This is a genomic window from Azospirillum brasilense (assembly GCF_001315015.1).
Lineage (GTDB): Bacteria > Pseudomonadota > Alphaproteobacteria > Azospirillales > Azospirillaceae > Azospirillum > Azospirillum brasilense.
Genome location: NZ_CP012915.1, coordinates 106,474 through 121,488 on the forward strand (window position 1 = coordinate 106,474; position 15,015 = coordinate 121,488).

Below are 15,015 nucleotides of genomic sequence, written 5' to 3' on the forward strand. Positions count from 1 at the left end.
GGAGCCTTGCGGCCCCGCCCGGTCTTACCTTGTGTGTACCAAGTCCCGCACCCTAGGGCAGGCCACAAAGATTACTCACACATCCAGATTGGCGACCTTCAGGGCGTTCTCCTGGATGAATTCGCGGCGCGGTTCCACGATGTCGCCCATCAGGGTGGAGAAGACCTCCTCCGCCTGGTCGGCGTGGTTGACCTTCACCTGCAACAGCGAGCGCTTGGTCGGGTCCAGCGTGGTTTCCCAGAGCTGGTCGGGGTTCATCTCACCCAGGCCCTTGTAGCGCTGGATCGTCACGCCGCGGCGGCCCAGCTCCATCACCGTGTCGAACAGGGCGACGGGGCCGGTCAGGCTGCGGCTTTCCTTCTGCTTCTCGAAGGCGCGGCCGGGCTCGGCGTAGACGCGCTTCAAGTCCGCTGCGATGGCGTCCAGCTTGCGGGCCTCGGCGCTCTTCAGCAGGTCGGCGTCCAAATGGTGGCGGTGGGTCACGCCGCGGCGCGTCCGCACCAGCGCGTAACCGCCCTGGAGCAGGCTCTCGCCGCGCCAGCCGCCTTCCACGTCCAGCGCGTTGAGCCGGGAGGCCACCGTCTCGGCCGCCTGCTGCGCCTGGGCGGTGTCCTGCGACAGGGCGACCGACAGGGCGCCGCTGACCGCCGCCGATTCCACCACCGACAGGTTGCCGGCCTTGCGGGCCAGCGTCTCGATGTGCAGGCGGGCGCCGCGCGCCTGCTCGACCATCTCGCGCAGCGGCTCGCCGTTCAGCAGCGAACCGTCGGCGGGGCGCACGGACAGGTCGCCGAGCGCCGCCTCGATCAGATACTCCTCCAGCGCCCGGTCGTCCTTCAGATACCGCTCCTTCGCGTTGCCGCGCTTGATGCGGTAGAGCGGCGGCTGGGCGATGTAGAGATAGCCACGCTCGATCAGCTCCGGCATCTGCCGGAAGAAGAAGGTCAGCAGGAGCGTGCGGATGTGGCTGCCGTCCACGTCCGCGTCGGTCATGATGATGATCTTGTGGTAGCGCGTCTTGTCCGGGTTGAACTCGTCGCGCCCGATGCCGGTGCCCAGCGCCGCGATCAGCGTGCCGATCTCGGCCGAGGACAGCATCTTGTCGAAGCGCGCCCGCTCCACGTTCAGGATCTTGCCGCGCAGCGGCAGGATGGCCTGGAACTGGCGCGACCGGCCCTGCTTGGCCGAGCCGCCCGCCGAATCGCCCTCCACGATGAAGAGTTCGGACAGCGCCGGGTCGCGCTCCTGGCAGTCGGCCAGCTTGCCGGGCAGGGAGGCGATGTCGAGCGCACCCTTGCGCCGGGTCAGCTCGCGCGCCTTGCGGGCCGCCTCACGGGCGGCGGCGGCCTCGACCACCTTCTGGACGACGCGCTTGGCGTCCGCCGGATGCTCCTCGAAATACTGGGCGAGGCATTCGCCCACCACCGCCTCGACCACCGGGCGGACTTCGGAGGAGACCAGCTTGTCCTTGGTCTGGCTGGAGAATTTCGGGTCGGGCACTTTCACCGAAAGCACGCAGGTCAGCCCCTCGCGCGCGTCGTCGCCGGAGAGGTTGACCTTCTCCTTCTTGGCGATGCCCGACTCGTTGGCGTAGTTGTTGATCGCCCGCGTCAGCGCCGCGCGGAAACCGGCAAGGTGGGTGCCGCCGTCCTTCTGCGGGATGTTGTTGGTGAAGCAGAGAGTCGTCTCGTGGTAGCTGTCGTTCCACTGGAGCGAGCATTCCACGGTGACCACGCCGCCATGCTCGGTCGGGCGCTCCGCCTTGATGGAGATCGCCGGCTTGTGCAGCGGCACCTTGGAGCGGTCGAGCCAGTTCACGAAGGCTTCCAGCCCGCCTTCATAGTGCAGGTCCTGGACCCGCGGCTCCACCCCGCGGGCATCGGTCAGCACCAGCCGCACGCCGGAGTTCAGGAAGGCCAGCTCGCGCAGCCGGTGTTCCAGCGTTGCGAAGTCGAATTCGGTGTTGGTGAAGGTGTCCTTGGACGGCAGGAAGGTGACCTCGGTGCCGGAGAGCGGCTTCTGCCCACCGTTGCCATCGTCCACCATCGGAGCCGGGCCGACGTCGGCCAGACGGGCATCGGCGACGCCGTGGCGGAAGAGCATGAACCATTCGCGGCCGTTGCGCCAGATGCGCAGCTCCAGCGTCTCCGACAGGGCGTTCACCACCGACACGCCCACGCCGTGCAGGCCGCCCGACACCTTGTAGGAGTTCTGGTTGAACTTGCCGCCGGCGTGGAGCTGGGTCATCACGACCTCCGCCGCCGACACGCCCTCTTCGGAGTGGATGTCGGTGGGAATGCCGCGGCCGTTGTCGCGCACCGTGACCGACCCGTCGGCGTTGAGCTGCACCACGACCGCGTCGCAGTAGCCGGCCAGCGCCTCGTCGATCGCGTTGTCCACGACCTCGTAGACCATGTGGTGCAGTCCGGAGCCGTCATCGGTGTCGCCGATGTACATGCCCGGACGCTTGCGCACGGCGTCCAGCCCGCGCAAGACGGTGATCGATTCCGCGCCGTAATCCTGCTGCGGGAGGTCGTTCTTCAGTGCTTCCTGTGCCATGGCTCGACTATAGCAGACTGCGTTGGGTTTCGGCGGAATACCGTACTTCGGTAGGTGATTTTCCGGGCTTTTGAGCCCTTTTTTGAGCGCCCATTTTCAATCGCTAGGCCGGGGTCACGGTCGCATCCTCGATGTGGAAGCGTTTGGCGGCACCGCCGAGCGGCCCGAAGACCGAATCGTCGGTGCCGGTCATCCAGGCCTGGGCGCCCAGCGCCAGGATCTCGTCGAACAGCGCCTCGCGCCGCTGCGGGTCCAGATGGGCGGCCACCTCGTCCAGCAGCAGCAGCGGGGCGGCCCCGCGCTCCGCCGCCAGAAGACGGGCGTTGGCCAGCATGATGGCGATCAGCAGCGCCTTCTGCTCCCCGGTGGAGCAGAGCGCCGCCGGCATGTCCTTCTGGGCGTGGCGCACCGCGAGGTCGCTCTTGTGCGGCCCCAGCGTGGCCCCGCCACTGTCCGAATCGGCGCGCCGGCTGTCGCGCAGCGAGCGGCGCAGAGCGTCCTCGGCGGCCAGCGCCGGACCGTCGTCGAGCCAACGCTCCACCGTGCCCTGCACCGTCAGGTCGGCGCCGGGAAAGGGGCCGACGGCCCGCCCGCAGGCGGCGCGCAGCCGCTGCACCACGTCGCGGCGGGCGGCGGCCACGGCGACTCCGGTGGTCGCCATCTGGTCCTCCAGCCCGCTCAGCCAGCCCTCGTCGCCGTTCCAGCCGCGATGCCCCTCGCGCAACAGGCGGGCGCGCTCGCGCAGGGCGTGCTCGTAGCGGCTGAGCCGGCCGGCATGGGCGGGGTCGAATCCGAACACGAGACGGTCGAGGAAACGGCGGCGCCCGCTGGAGCCTTCGAGAAACAGACGGTCCATCTGCGGGGTCAGCCAGACGACGGCGACATGCTCGGCCAGCACGGTCTGGCCCTTGGCGGGATGGCCGTCCACGCGGACGACGCGGCGGTCGCGCTCCGCTCCAGACGCCGCTTGGGAACTGAGTTCGCGGCCGGTGCCGATCTCCACCGGGCCGGTGGGGGTATCCAGAACGGCGGCGACCGCCCAGCCGACGCCGGCGCCATTGCCAGCGCTGCCGCCGATCCGCTCGACCTCCGCCAGCTTGGCGCCGCGCAGGCCACGTCCGGGGGCGAGGAAGCTGACCGCTTCGAGCAGGTTGGTCTTGCCGGCGCCGTTCGGCCCGGTCAGCACCACCGGGCGGTGGTCGGGCTCCAGGCGCGCGCTGTCATAACCGCGGAAGCGGGTCAGGGTCAGGCGCGTCACCGCCAAGGCGGCCGGAGTGTTCACCACGGGGATGGGATAGGGCGAAGTCTGTCTGGCGTCGAGCAAAGCGTCCGATCCGGGATGCGGGGACCGGGCCACCGGACCCCGTCAAACACGGGGTCTGGAGCGCACCGGCCCGAAAAGCGCCGATCCGTCCGGACCGGTCACACACGCATCGGCATCAACACGTAAAGGGCCGTGGGGTCGGCGACGTCGCGCACGATGGTCGGCGACGCGGCGTCGGCCAGCGAGAAGCGCGCGCCCTCGCCCTCGATCTGCTGCGTGATATCAAGCAGATAGCGAGAGTTGAAGCCGATTTCCAGGGGGCCTTCCTGGTAATTGACTTCCAGCTCCTCGGTGGCGCTGCCGGCCTCGGGGCTGGTGGCGGAGAGGGTCAGGGTGCCGCGGGTCAGCGACAGCTTCACCGCCCGGCTCTTCTCGGTGGAGATGGTGGCGACGCGGTCCACGGCGGCGGCGAACAGCTTGGCGTCCACCTCCATCGTCTTGTCGTTGCCGACCGGGATCACCCGCTCGTAGTCCGGGAAGGTGCCGTCGATCAGCTTGGAGGTCACCACCACCGAATCGAAGGCGAAGCGGATCTTGTTGTCCGACAGCGACAGCTCGATGCGGTCGGCGGCCTCGTCGATCAGCTTGCGGATCTCGTTCACGGTCTTGCGCGGAACGATCACGCCGGGGATGCCGGCGGCCCCCTCCGGCAGCGGCATCTCGACCCGCGCCAGACGGTGGCCGTCGGTCGCCACGGCGCGCAGCACCGGCAACTCGGACCCGCCGGCCTTGGCCTTGGCGGCGTGCAGGTAGATGCCGTTGAGGTAGTAGCGCGTCTCTTCGGTCGAGATGGCGAAGCGGGTGCGGTCGACCAGCGCCCGCAGGTCGCCCGCCGTCAGGTCGAAGCGGTGCGGCAGGTCGCCGCCGGACAGCTGCGGGAAATCGTCGACCGGCAGACAGGACAGCTTGAACTGCGACCGGCCCGCGCGCAGCGTCAGGATCGTGCCGTCGCCGCCGATGTCCAGCTCCACCTGGCTGCCGTCGGGCAGCTTGCGCACGATGTCGTACAGCGTGTGGGCCGGGGCGGTGGTACCGCCCGCGCGGGTCACCGTGGCCGGGACCGTCTCGACGATCTCCAGATCCATGTCGGTGGCGGCCAGCGACAGCTCGCCGTCGCTCGCCCGCAGCAGCACGTTGGACAGGATGGGGATGGTGTTCCTGCGCTCCACCACGCTCTGCACATGACCAAGGGACCGGAGAAGGGCGGCGCGTTCGATGATGATGTTCATGCTGGTCGTCGTCTCGGCAGGTCGTGTTTTTTTGCGATTCGCAGGCGTACCCATGCCGGTCCGGCCGCAATCCAGCGGGCCGGAACGGGGGCGCATGATACCACAACGTCGGTTTTGCCGAACCAAATTCGTTCGGCGCGGTCGGGCGGTCGCCGGAAAGGACGATTCCAGCCCATCCGGAGGCCCGTGACGCCCCCGCGGGGTGCCGCCGTAGGGGGAATGCGGGCCGAGCGGGAGCGCGCGCGATTCGCGCCGCCGCGACTCTAGCGCCCACCCTCCGCCGCGAACTGGGCGTCCAGTCCGGCGCGGTAGTCGGGGTAGGTCAGCGCCACGCCGAGCTGGCGCTTGATGCGGTCGTTCTTCACCCGGCGGCAGTCGGCGTAGAAGCTGGCGGCCATCGGCGACAGCCCGGCCTCCTCGAAGGGCACCAGGGGCGGCGGCTCGACCCCCAGCAGGCCGCAGGCGTAGCTCACCACCTCGTGGGAGGGGGAGGGCAGGTCGTCGGCGACGTTGTAGACCGCGCCCAGCGTCGGTTTGTCCATCGAGGCGCGCAGCGTCGCCGCGATGTCCTCCACATGGATGCGGCTGAACACCTGTCCGGGCTTGTCGACCCGCCGGGCGGTGCCGTCGCGCACGTTGTCCAGCGCGCTGCGCCCCGGCCCGTAGATGCCGGCCAGCCGGAAGAGATGCATCGGCACGCCGTACTGGCGGTAGAGGTTCAGCCAGCCGCGCTCCGCCTCGACGCGGCGCTTCTGCCGCTCGCCGGTCGGGCGCAGCCACGCCGCCTCGCCCACCCATTCGCCCTTGGTGTCGCCGTAGACCCCGGTGGTGGAAAGATAGCCGGCCCAGTCGAGCGTCCGCAGATCCGCCAGATCCATGGCGTGCTGGTCGAGCACCGGGTCGCCCCGCTCGTCGGGCGGGACGCTGACAAGAAGATGGGTGGTGCCGGCCAGGGCCGCGCGGGCGTCCTCGAGCGGGCGGCCCCGGTCGAACAGGAACGCCTCGATGCCCTGCGCCTCCAGGGCGGCGCGCTTGTCCTCGCCGCGGCAGGTGGCGGCGATCCGCCAGCCCTCGGCCTTCAGCCGGTCGGCGAACACGCGGGCGGTGAAGCCCAGGCCGAAGACGAACAGACGGGGTGAAGCCATGTCTTGCGGGGTCCTTGCGTCGGAAGCGGCAATGACGGAGTGTAAGGCCGCCATGAACCGACGCAACGCTTACCTCATCACGGCCGCGCTGGCGCTCTTGTCTGTCAGCCCTGCTGTGGCCGCTCCCGCCGTCGATCACAACCGGGAATTCCAGGCCTGCCTGACGCTCGCCGAGAAGCGCCCGGCCGAAGCGCTGGAGAGCGCGCAGACCTGGCTGAACCGCGGCGGCGGCGATCATGCCCGGCTGTGCCAGGCGCTGGCGCTGTTCCACAAGGGCGACTTCACCACCGCCGGGGCGCGGCTGGAGGAGCTGGCCCCGGTGCTGGGCAAGGACGACCCGAAGGCCGGGGCCTCGATCCTCGGGCGGGCCGGCTGGGCGTGGCTGCGCGCCGGTGACAATGTGCGGGCGGAGCGGGCTTACAGCCGTGCCCTGGCGCTCCAGCCGGAGGACGTGGACCTGCTGATCGACCGCGCCATCGCGCGGGCCGAGACGGAACGCTTCTGGGACGCCGTGGCCGACCTGGACGCCGCGCTGAAGAGAGACCCGCGGCGGGCCGAGGCCTATCTCTACCGGGCCGCCGCCCACAAGGCGCTGGCCAACGACCGGCAGGCCTTGGCCGACATCGACCGCGCGCTTGAGCTGCGCCCCGGCGATCCCGACGCCCTGCTGCTGCGCGCCACCATCAAGGCGCAGGCCGGCAACCTGCCGGGCGCGCGGGAGGATTGGAGCCAGATCGTCCGCAACACGCCGGCCAGCGCCGCGGCGAAGACGGCGCAGGCCAACCTCGACCGCTCCGCCAAGGCGCCGGCGCCCGCACCGGCGGCGAAGGGCGAGGCGAAGGGCGGGGCGGCCCCCGCAAAGCCCTAATCGCGGTAGGGCCGTTACGCTTATTTTACAAGGCTCCTGCGACATTTAGCCGGCTGGACGAATGCGAACGCTTCGCAGGATCATCCGCGGCGAAGAGGGGCGGATACGAACGCGCCCCCCACCTCCCGGTGCGATCAGGTGCAGCCATGAGCGGTCATCCCACCCCCGAAACGGGCCAGTCCCCCGGCGGACGGCATTTGGGCGAGTTGAAGAAGGGCGAGCGCGCCCGCGTGACCGGCGTCGATGAGCGGGGGGTCGTCACCACCCTTCCCGAAGGGGAGCTGGAGCGGCGCATGATCGAGATGGGGCTGGTCGAAGGCTCCCATGTCGAGGTCCTGCACGAAGCCTTTCCGGGCCGCGACCCCATCGCCATCCGCGTGAACGAGCACACGCTGGCGCTCCGCCGCGCCGAGGCGCGGGCCGTGCTGGTGGCGCCCGCCGCCTGACGCCCGCCATCTGACCCGCGGCGCCGCCACCCTCTTTCAAAGCGACCTCCTGCAAGGACATCCGGCCATGTCGGTCCTGGACTCCGCCCTGCCGCCGCGCATCGCGCTGGTCGGCAACCCGAACTGCGGCAAGACCGCCCTGTTCAACGCGCTCACCGGTTCCCGCCAGAAGGTGGCGAACTATCCCGGCGTCACGGTGGAACGGAAGATCGGGCATTTCGTCAGCCCGCTCGGCCGCCGCGTTCAGGTGATCGACCTGCCGGGCACCTACAGCCTGCGCGCCCGCTCCCCCGACGAGGAGGTGACCCGCGACGTCGTGCTCGGCCGCTTCTCGCACGAGGACAGCCCGGACCTGCTGGTCTGCGTCGCCGACGCCACCAACCTGCGCCTGAACCTGCGGCTGGTGGTCGAGCTGAAGCGGCTGGGCCGCCCGATCATCCTGGCGCTGAACATGATGGATGCGGCGGAGAAGCGCGGCTGCCGCATCGACGCGGCGGCTCTGTCGGCCGCGCTCGGCGTGCCGGTGGTGCCGACCGTCGCCATCCGCCGCGGCGGCGTCCAGCCGCTGCTGGAGCAGATCGACGGCGCCATGGCCATGGCGGCGGACGTGGCGGAGAATCCTGCCTCCTGCGGCTGGAGCGAGCCGTCCTCGCGCGACCTGCGCGCCTACCATCAGGAGGTCGAGGGGCTGCTGGCCGGCTGCGTGGCCGACGCCGGCCTGCCGCCGCTGGCGACCCGGCGGGTGGACGCCGTGCTGCTGCACCCGGTGTTCGGGCTGGCCTTCCTGTTCCTCGTGCTGTTCCTGATGTTCCAGGCGGTGTTCGCCTGGGCCGAGGCGCCGATGAACCTGATCGACGGCGCGGTCAGCGGGCTCAAGGACTGGGTGGCCGCCACCCTGCCGGACGGCGCGCTGCGCAGCCTGCTGACCGACGGAATCATCGCCGGGGTGGGCAGCGTGGTCATCTTCCTGCCGCAGATCCTGGTGCTGTTCTTCTTCATCCTGGTGCTGGAGGCGACCGGCTATCTCGCCCGCGCCGCCTTCCTGCTGGACCGGCTGATGGGCGGGGTGGGGCTGCACGGGCGGGCCTTCATCCCGCTGCTGTCCAGCTTCGCCTGCGCGGTGCCCGGCGTCATGGCGGCGCGCACCATCGAGAACCGCGCCGACCGGCTGGCAACCATCATGATCGCCCCGCTGATGACCTGCTCGGCCCGGCTGCCGGTTTACACGCTGCTGATCGCGGCCTTCGTGCCGGACCGTCCGCTGCTGGGCGGGCTGGTCGGGCTGCCGGGGCTGGTGATGTTCGCGCTCTACGCCGCGGGCATCCTGTCGGCGCTGGCCGTCGCCTTCGTTCTGAAAGGCACGGTGTTCAAGGGCGCGCGAGAGCCGCTGCTGATGGAGCTGCCGGCCTACCGCCTGCCCAACCCGCGCGACATCGCGCTGGGCCTGTTCGAGCGGGCCAAGGTCTTCCTGGCGCGGGCCGGCACGACGATCTTCGCGCTGATGATCGTCATGTGGTTCCTGGCGAGCTTCCCCGGCGCGCCGGAGGGGGCGACCGAGCCGGCCATCCAGTATTCCATCGCCGGCATGATCGGCCACGCGCTGGAACCGCTGCTGGCGCCCATCGGCTTCACCTGGCAGATCGCCGTGGCGCTGGTGCCGGGCATCGCGGCGCGCGAGGTGGCGGTCGGCGTGCTGGGCACGATCTACGCGCTGAGCGAGAGCGGCGACGCGCTGCAATCCTCGCTGGCCGGGGCGCTGGCCGCCTCCTGGAGCCTGCCGACCGCCCTGTCGCTGCTCGCCTGGTACGTCTTCGCCCCGCAATGCGTCGCCACCCTGTCGGTGGTGAAGCGGGAGACCAACGGCTGGTTCTGGCCGACGGTGATGTTCGCCTACATGATCACGCTGGCCTACGGGGCGAGCTTCATCACCTACCGCGTCGCGTCTGCGCTGCTGTAAGGGAAGGGGAGGACAGAGCCATGTGGCAGGATCTGCTGGTCGCGGTGGTGGTGGCGCTGGCCGCGGTGTGGACGGTGTGGCGGGTGATCCTGCCCGCCGGGCTGCGCGCCCGCCTGCTGGGCAGGGCCGCGCCGAAGGGCGCCGGTTGCAGCGGCGGGTGCAAGGGCTGCGGCCCGGCCGGTGGCGGTTCAAGCTGCCATTGAGCAGGGGCGTCTACAGGGCCGGGACGCGGGCGGCGCCCCTCTTGACCGCGTACATCGCCTGATCGGCGTGGACGATGAGCTGTTGGGCATCCCGCCCGTCCTGCGGGTAGACCGCGATGCCGATGGACAGGGCGAGCGGCAGCCGCAGACCGTCGACGAGGATGGGCTCCGCCAGCGCCGCCCGGCACTTGTCGGCGACGGTTTCCGCCCCGGCGGGGGTCACCTCCACCTCCAGGATGATGGCGAACTCGTCGCCGCCGATGCGGGCGATCAGGTCGGATTTACGCAGCAGGCCGGACAGGCGGTGCGCCACCACCCGCAGCACCTCGTCGCCCCGGCTGTGGCCGTGGGTGTCGTTGATCGGCTTGAAGCCGTCCAGATCAATGTAGAGCAGGGCGAACAGCATGCCGCCGCGCTCCGCTCGGTCGATGGCCTGCTGCAGCCGGTCGTGGAACATGGCGCGGTTGGGCAGGCCGGTCAGCGCGTCGTGGTGGGCCATGTGGGCCATCCGCGCCTCGTTCGCCCGCAGGGCGGCCTCCTGCTCCCGCAGCTTGCCCAACAGATAGTTGAAGCCCTGTGCCAGCTCTCCGACCTCGTCCATGCGGTGGACCGGCAGGGGCGACAGCTCGACGTGCCCGTCGGCCATCTGGTGCATCCGCCGCGCCGCCTCGGTCAGCGGGCGGAAGAAACGGCGCATGCCGATGAACAGCACGGTCACCGCGAAGGCGGCGATCATCAGGCTGTTGGTGGCGATGAAGGTCTGCAGGTCCCGCACCCCTTCGAAGGCTTCCGCCGTGGGCAGCCGGGCGACCAGGAACCAGCCCGCCGTCGGGACGGCGGCGATGGCGGACAACTCCTCCACCCCCGCCGCGTTGACGGTGATGCCGGTGCCGCGGTAGCCGGCCATGGCCCGGTCGTGCAGCGGGTTCACACCCTCCGGCGGGGTCGCGGTCAGGATCATCCCGTGGTCGCTGGCCGACACGAACAGCCTGTCGCGGGGGGAAACCAGGAGGAAGCCTCCGCTGCGTCCGATGCGGTTTCCCTGGACCAGATTGAGGAAGCCGGGCGACGACAGGGCGGTGGCGCCGGCCAGGACCGCGACCGGGCGTCCGGTGGCATCGGTGACCGCCATCGCCATGACCACCATCGGCTCTCCGTCGATGGTGGAGCGGGCGGGCCGCCCGATCACCGGTTCGCGGCCATCCAGCGCCGACCGGAGCCAGTCGCGATCCGACACGTCGAAATCGGGCGAGCGCTGCCGTTCCGGATAATCGGCGAAGACGCCGTGACCGTCCGTCCGGACGACCATCAGCCCACGCGAGAACAAGGGCGCGATCTCGTGATGCGTCTTCAGCCAATCCCGCAGGGCTGCGGGATCGTCGAGGCTCGCCAATGGCAGGCTTCCGGAGGCGCGGCGCAGGAGGTCGAGCCGCGCCTTGATCTTCTCGTCGATGTCGTGGGCGACGTAGGATGCCGTCGATTGCTGTTGGGACGAGGTCAGGTTGTTGATCTTGTCCTCCAAGAAGGAGGATAGGACCCAGATGCGCGCGCAGGCGCCGACGAAGACCAGGACTAGTCCAAACAGCATAAGACGTACAACGACGCTGCGGCTCTGCCGGCGCAGTACATCGGCCACCGCGACAAGCATCCGCAAGCTCTGCTCCTCCAAGAAACCGTTTGCTTATTTCCCAGATGGATAGGCTTCCTGCCCACCGCTTCCCGAAGATAAACGATGCTATGCCCGTCCGGAAGACGGAAAGGGCTTCAAATCACTGACAAAAGCACCGGAACTGATTGAAAAAACGAAATACTTCCACCGTCAGGCGAAAAATCCCTCTGGCCGCTCGCGTTTCTTTTTGGGCGATGGTGCGGTCCATGCGGATACCAGCATTTCCACGGAAACCTTCCCGTGTGGTTAGGACGGGGCGGGCGGGCCGCCGCGCCGCCGTTGCTGCGCCCCGCCCGCCCGCCGATGCATCTCTTCCACCGATACCTCCGTATAGTATCCAGACCGACCGACCTCCGGCAAAGTTGCGAGGAAGACAACGATCCGCGCCATCGATGGAGCGGCCTTCATCCGCTTGGCGTCTGCCGCCGCGGATCTTTCGCGCGTCCAAAAAAGGAGGGGGTTTTGAGCACGATTTCCACCAAGGACGGCACCCGCATCTATTACAAGGACTGGGGCAGCGGACAGCCGGTGGTTTTCTCGCACGGATGGCCGCTCAGCGCCGACGCCTGGGACGGGCAGATGCTGTTCTTCGGCCAGCAGGGCTACCGGGTCATCGCCCACGACCGGCGCAGCCATGGCCGCTCCGACCAGACCTGGGCCGGCAACCACATGGACCAGTACGCCGACGATCTGGCCGAGCTGCTCGACGCGCTCGACGTGCGCGACGCGGTGATGATCGGCCATTCCACCGGCGGCGGCGAGGTCGCCCGCTACATCGGGCGCCACGGCACCGGACGGGTCGCCAAGGCCGTGCTGGTCGGGGCGGTGCCGCCGATCATGCTGAAGACCGCGGCCAACCCCGGCGGCCTGCCGATGGAGGTCTTCGACGGCATCCGCAAGGGCACCTACGACGACCGGTCGCAGTTCTTCCTGGACCTGACCATGCCCTTCTACGGCTTCAACCGTGACGGAGCGAAGGTGTCGGAAGGGCTTCGGCAGTCCTTCTGGCTGCAGGGCATGATGGCCGGGATCAAGGGCGCCTACGACTGCATCCAGCAGTTCTCGGAAACCGACTTCACCGAGGATCTGAGGAAGATGGCGCTCCCGACGCTGCTCATCCACGGCGACGACGACCAGATCGTGCCCATCGACGCGGCGGCCCGCCGCGCCGTGGAGATCGCGCCGCAGGCGACGCTCAAGGTCTATGAGGGGGCGCCGCACGGCCTGACGGCCACCCACCAGGACCGCTTCAACGCCGACGTGCTCGCCTTCATCAAGGGAACGTAAGCCGGGACCGGTCAGGCGTCGCCGGCGGGGGTCACCTTGTCGGCGATGCGGACCAGATCGGGCAGGGACCGCGCCTGCATCTTGCGCATCACGCTGGCGCGGTGGACCTTCACGGTGATCTCGCTGAGCTGCAGCTCAGCGGCGATCTGCTTGTTGAGCTGCCCGGCGGCGACGAGCCGCATCACCTCCCGCTCGCGCGGGGTCAGGCTGCGGAATCGTTCGCGAAGGTCGCACAGCGCGTCCAGGGCGCGGCGGCGGTCGCGGTCGCGGTCGATGCCGGTGTGGACGGCGTCGATCAGATCCTGGTCGCGGAAGGGCTTGGCCAGGAATTCGACGGCGCCGGCCTTCATCGCCGTCACCGACATGGGAATGTCGCCGTGACCGGTGATGAAGACGACCGGCAGATGGATGTCCGCCGCGGTCAGTTCGCGCTGGAACTCCAGCCCGCTCTGGCCGGGCAGCCGGACGTCGAGCACGAGGCAGCCCGGCGCGTCGGGCAGGCGTTGCTGCAGGAAGTCATGCGCCGAGGCGAAGGGCAGGGCGGTCAGCCCGACCGAGCGCAGCAGGCTGACCAGCGACTCCCGGATGGACGGATCATCGTCGATGATGGCGACGAAGGGCGATTCCACGGCCATGGCGGACCGGTCGGAAGGGGGGCGGTCGGACATGGACCGGTCGCTCATGGTGTCCGCTCCAGGGCCGCTCCGGCCTCCGGCCGCTCCGGCTCGTCGTCGGCGGGCAGGGTGAAGCGGAAAACGGCGCCGTGGGGCTGGTTGGCGGCCACCCACAACCGGCCGCCATGGGCCTCCACGATCGACTGGCAGATGGTCAGGCCCATGCCGATCCCATGCTCCTTGGTGGTGAAGAAAGGTTCGAACAGCCGCTCCTCCTGGGCCGGTTGCAGACCGGTGCCGGTGTCCTCCACCGAAACGATGACATCCGTGAGCCCGCGGCGGCGCGAGCGGATGCTCAGCACGCGCGGGCGGTCGGTGACCGCGGCCATGGCGTCGTCGGCGTTGGCGATCAGGTTCAGCAGCACCTGTTCGAGCTGCACGGCGCTGCCGTTGACCGCCGGCAGGCGCTGCTGAAGGTCGGTGCGCACGGCGATGCGGTTCAGGCGGCGCTCGCCCTCCGTGCGGTCGAGCGCGCTGCGGATCACGCCGTTGATGTCCAGCCGGCTGCGTTGGGGCGGCGCCTTGCGGAAGGAATCGCGGATGCAGGCGATCACCCGCGCGGCGCGGTGCCCGTCGTCGGAAATCCGCTTCAGCGCCGCCCGCACCTCCACCAGATTGGGCGACGGGCGGTCCAGCCAGCGCAGCCCGGCGCCCGCGTTGGTGACCATGCTCGCCAGCGGCTGGTTGACCTCGTGCGCGATGGAGGCGGAGAGCGCCTCCAGACTGGCCAGACGGGCGTCGCGCACCCGCCGCTCCGCCGCCACCGAGCGGACCAGCCGCCCGTAGAGCGTGGTCATCTCGGCCAGCAGGACCAGGAGGACGATGCTGGAGGCGGCGAGCCCGAACACCCGACCCGACCACCAGCCGGCGCTGAAGCGCCCGGCGCTGATGAAGCTCAGCAGGCAGGTCTCAATGGCCCAGGCGCCCAGCACGACCATCAGCCACAGGTCCAGGACGGAGCGCCGCTGCCGCCACAGGACGGCCAGTGCGGCGGCGCAGAGCGCCAGCGCGCTCACCGGCACGACCCGCCACAGCGGCGTTTCCCGCATGGTGTCGATCATCAGCCGTGGCAGAAGGGCGTCGTCGGCCAGCGCGAAGGCGGTGAGCCCCCCGGCCAGGACCACCGCCAGCGCCATGCCGCCGGCAATGGCGGGCAGGACGGGGCGGTGCGCCTCGCGCGGGCCGGCCTCCATCACCTTGAGCAGCGCGTAGGCGAGGATGAACAGCGGCAGGCCGATGCGGCGCCCGGCGGCGACGATGGCCGTGCTCTGCAGGCCGGCGCCGAGCAGCCCGGTCGGCGCGAAGACCCCGGGGAAGGTCAGCGCCCAAGGAACGATCAGCAGCGCCGTGGTCAGATAGCCCGCGGCCAGCGCCAGCAGGGCCGGCGTGCGCTGCGTGGCGTAGAGCGCGAACAGCAGCACGGCGGTCATCAGTTCGGTCAGAAGGACCGCGGTGGCGTAGGCGGGCAGCAGGACCGCCGTCCCGTCCAGCGTCAGGCGCGCGAAGGGGGCGGCCACCGCCAGGGCGACCAGAAGCCCGGCCACCGTGCCGATGGCCAGCCGCGTCTGCCCCGCCCGCGGCGGCAGGGTCGCCAGAAGAAACCGCTGGTCTCCGGGATCGTCGCTCGTGCGCATCACCCTTGCTCGCCCGCCCG

At 70.0% G+C, this 15,015-nt stretch carries 12 protein-coding genes; 5 read left to right on the forward strand and 7 right to left on the reverse strand.

Annotated elements, in window-relative coordinates; genetic code table 11:
- Positions 1–75 precede the first annotated feature (75 nt).
- The 4 genes from gyrB to AMK58_RS14345 form a co-directional block, all read right to left on the reverse strand.
- Complete coding sequence (gyrB, locus tag AMK58_RS14330) at positions 76–2,559, reverse strand: DNA topoisomerase (ATP-hydrolyzing) subunit B (protein WP_035676408.1); 2,484 nt, start codon at positions 2,557–2,559, stop codon at positions 76–78.
- A 103-nt stretch (positions 2,560–2,662) separates the two neighbouring features.
- Positions 2,663–3,883, reverse strand: a complete 1,221-nt coding sequence (recF, locus tag AMK58_RS14335; protein WP_236778264.1) for a DNA replication/repair protein RecF — start codon at positions 3,881–3,883, stop codon at positions 2,663–2,665.
- A gap of 98 nt (positions 3,884–3,981) precedes the next feature.
- A complete protein-coding gene (gene dnaN, locus AMK58_RS14340) occupies positions 3,982–5,112 on the reverse strand; it encodes a DNA polymerase III subunit beta (protein WP_035677532.1) in 1,131 nt (376 codons plus the stop codon).
- Positions 5,113–5,375: 263 nt separating this feature from the next.
- Positions 5,376–6,257: an SDR family oxidoreductase gene (locus tag AMK58_RS14345; RefSeq protein ID WP_035677530.1), complete on the reverse strand. Its 882-nt coding sequence runs from the start codon at positions 6,255–6,257 to the stop codon at positions 5,376–5,378.
- Positions 6,258–6,309: 52 nt separating this feature from the next.
- On the opposite strand from AMK58_RS14345, the gene AMK58_RS14350 reads away from it, so the two are divergent.
- From AMK58_RS14350 to AMK58_RS14365, 4 genes are all read left to right on the forward strand, one after another.
- Complete coding sequence (locus AMK58_RS14350) at positions 6,310–7,125, forward strand: tetratricopeptide repeat protein (RefSeq protein ID WP_079285715.1); 816 nt, start codon at positions 6,310–6,312, stop codon at positions 7,123–7,125.
- A gap of 146 nt (positions 7,126–7,271) precedes the next feature.
- The gene (locus tag AMK58_RS14355) at positions 7,272–7,571 is read left to right on the forward strand and encodes a FeoA family protein (protein WP_051658377.1); all 300 of its coding nucleotides are present in this window, start codon (positions 7,272–7,274) and stop codon (positions 7,569–7,571) included.
- Positions 7,572–7,638: 67 nt separating this feature from the next.
- Positions 7,639–9,528, forward strand: a complete 1,890-nt coding sequence (gene feoB / locus AMK58_RS14360; RefSeq protein ID WP_035677527.1) for a ferrous iron transporter B — start codon at positions 7,639–7,641, stop codon at positions 9,526–9,528.
- 20 nt (positions 9,529–9,548) lie between these two features.
- Positions 9,549–9,731, forward strand: coding sequence for a hypothetical protein (locus tag AMK58_RS14365; RefSeq protein WP_035677526.1), 183 nt, complete (start codon positions 9,549–9,551; stop codon positions 9,729–9,731).
- Between the two features lie 10 nt (positions 9,732–9,741).
- On the opposite strand, the gene AMK58_RS14370 is transcribed toward AMK58_RS14365, so the two are convergent.
- Positions 9,742–11,379 carry a bifunctional diguanylate cyclase/phosphodiesterase gene (locus AMK58_RS14370; RefSeq protein ID WP_059399097.1) on the reverse strand — a complete coding sequence of 546 codons (1,638 nt, stop codon included), beginning with the start codon at positions 11,377–11,379 and terminating at the stop codon, positions 9,742–9,744.
- A 483-nt stretch (positions 11,380–11,862) separates the two neighbouring features.
- On the opposite strand from AMK58_RS14370, the gene AMK58_RS14375 reads away from it, so the two are divergent.
- Positions 11,863–12,687 carry an alpha/beta fold hydrolase gene (locus AMK58_RS14375; protein ID WP_059399098.1) on the forward strand — a complete coding sequence of 275 codons (825 nt, stop codon included), beginning with the start codon at positions 11,863–11,865 and terminating at the stop codon, positions 12,685–12,687.
- 11 nt (positions 12,688–12,698) lie between these two features.
- Here AMK58_RS14375 and AMK58_RS14380 read toward each other — a convergent pair whose 3' ends face one another.
- The gene (locus tag AMK58_RS14380; RefSeq protein ID WP_079285718.1) at positions 12,699–13,355 is read right to left on the reverse strand and encodes a response regulator transcription factor; all 657 of its coding nucleotides are present in this window, start codon (positions 13,353–13,355) and stop codon (positions 12,699–12,701) included.
- An 11-nt stretch (positions 13,356–13,366) separates the two neighbouring features.
- A complete protein-coding gene (locus AMK58_RS14385; protein WP_051140514.1) occupies positions 13,367–14,995 on the reverse strand; it encodes a sensor histidine kinase in 1,629 nt (542 codons plus the stop codon).
- Between the last annotated feature and the right edge of the window lie 20 nt (positions 14,996–15,015).

Excerpts from the sequence above, each read along its gene's own strand:
- AMK58_RS14345 (WP_035677530.1), bottom strand. The coding sequence starts at position 6,257 with ATGGCTTCACCCCGTCTGTTCGTCTTCGGCCTGGGCTTCACCGCCCGC.
- dnaN (WP_035677532.1), bottom strand. The coding sequence starts at position 5,112 with ATGAACATCATCATCGAACGCGCCGCCCTTCTCCGGTCCCTTGGTCAT.
- feoB (WP_035677527.1), top strand. The coding sequence starts at position 7,639 with ATGTCGGTCCTGGACTCCGCCCTGCCGCCGCGCATCGCGCTGGTCGGC.
- AMK58_RS14365 (WP_035677526.1), top strand. The coding sequence starts at position 9,549 with ATGTGGCAGGATCTGCTGGTCGCGGTGGTGGTGGCGCTGGCCGCGGTG.
- AMK58_RS14370 (WP_059399097.1), bottom strand. The coding sequence starts at position 11,379 with ATGCTTGTCGCGGTGGCCGATGTACTGCGCCGGCAGAGCCGCAGCGTC.
- gyrB (WP_035676408.1), bottom strand. The coding sequence starts at position 2,559 with ATGGCACAGGAAGCACTGAAGAACGACCTCCCGCAGCAGGATTACGGC.
- AMK58_RS14355 (WP_051658377.1), top strand. The coding sequence starts at position 7,272 with ATGAGCGGTCATCCCACCCCCGAAACGGGCCAGTCCCCCGGCGGACGG.
- AMK58_RS14385 (WP_051140514.1), bottom strand. The coding sequence starts at position 14,995 with ATGCGCACGAGCGACGATCCCGGAGACCAGCGGTTTCTTCTGGCGACC.
- AMK58_RS14350 (WP_079285715.1), top strand. The coding sequence starts at position 6,310 with ATGAACCGACGCAACGCTTACCTCATCACGGCCGCGCTGGCGCTCTTG.
- AMK58_RS14380 (WP_079285718.1), bottom strand. The coding sequence starts at position 13,355 with ATGTCCGACCGCCCCCCTTCCGACCGGTCCGCCATGGCCGTGGAATCG.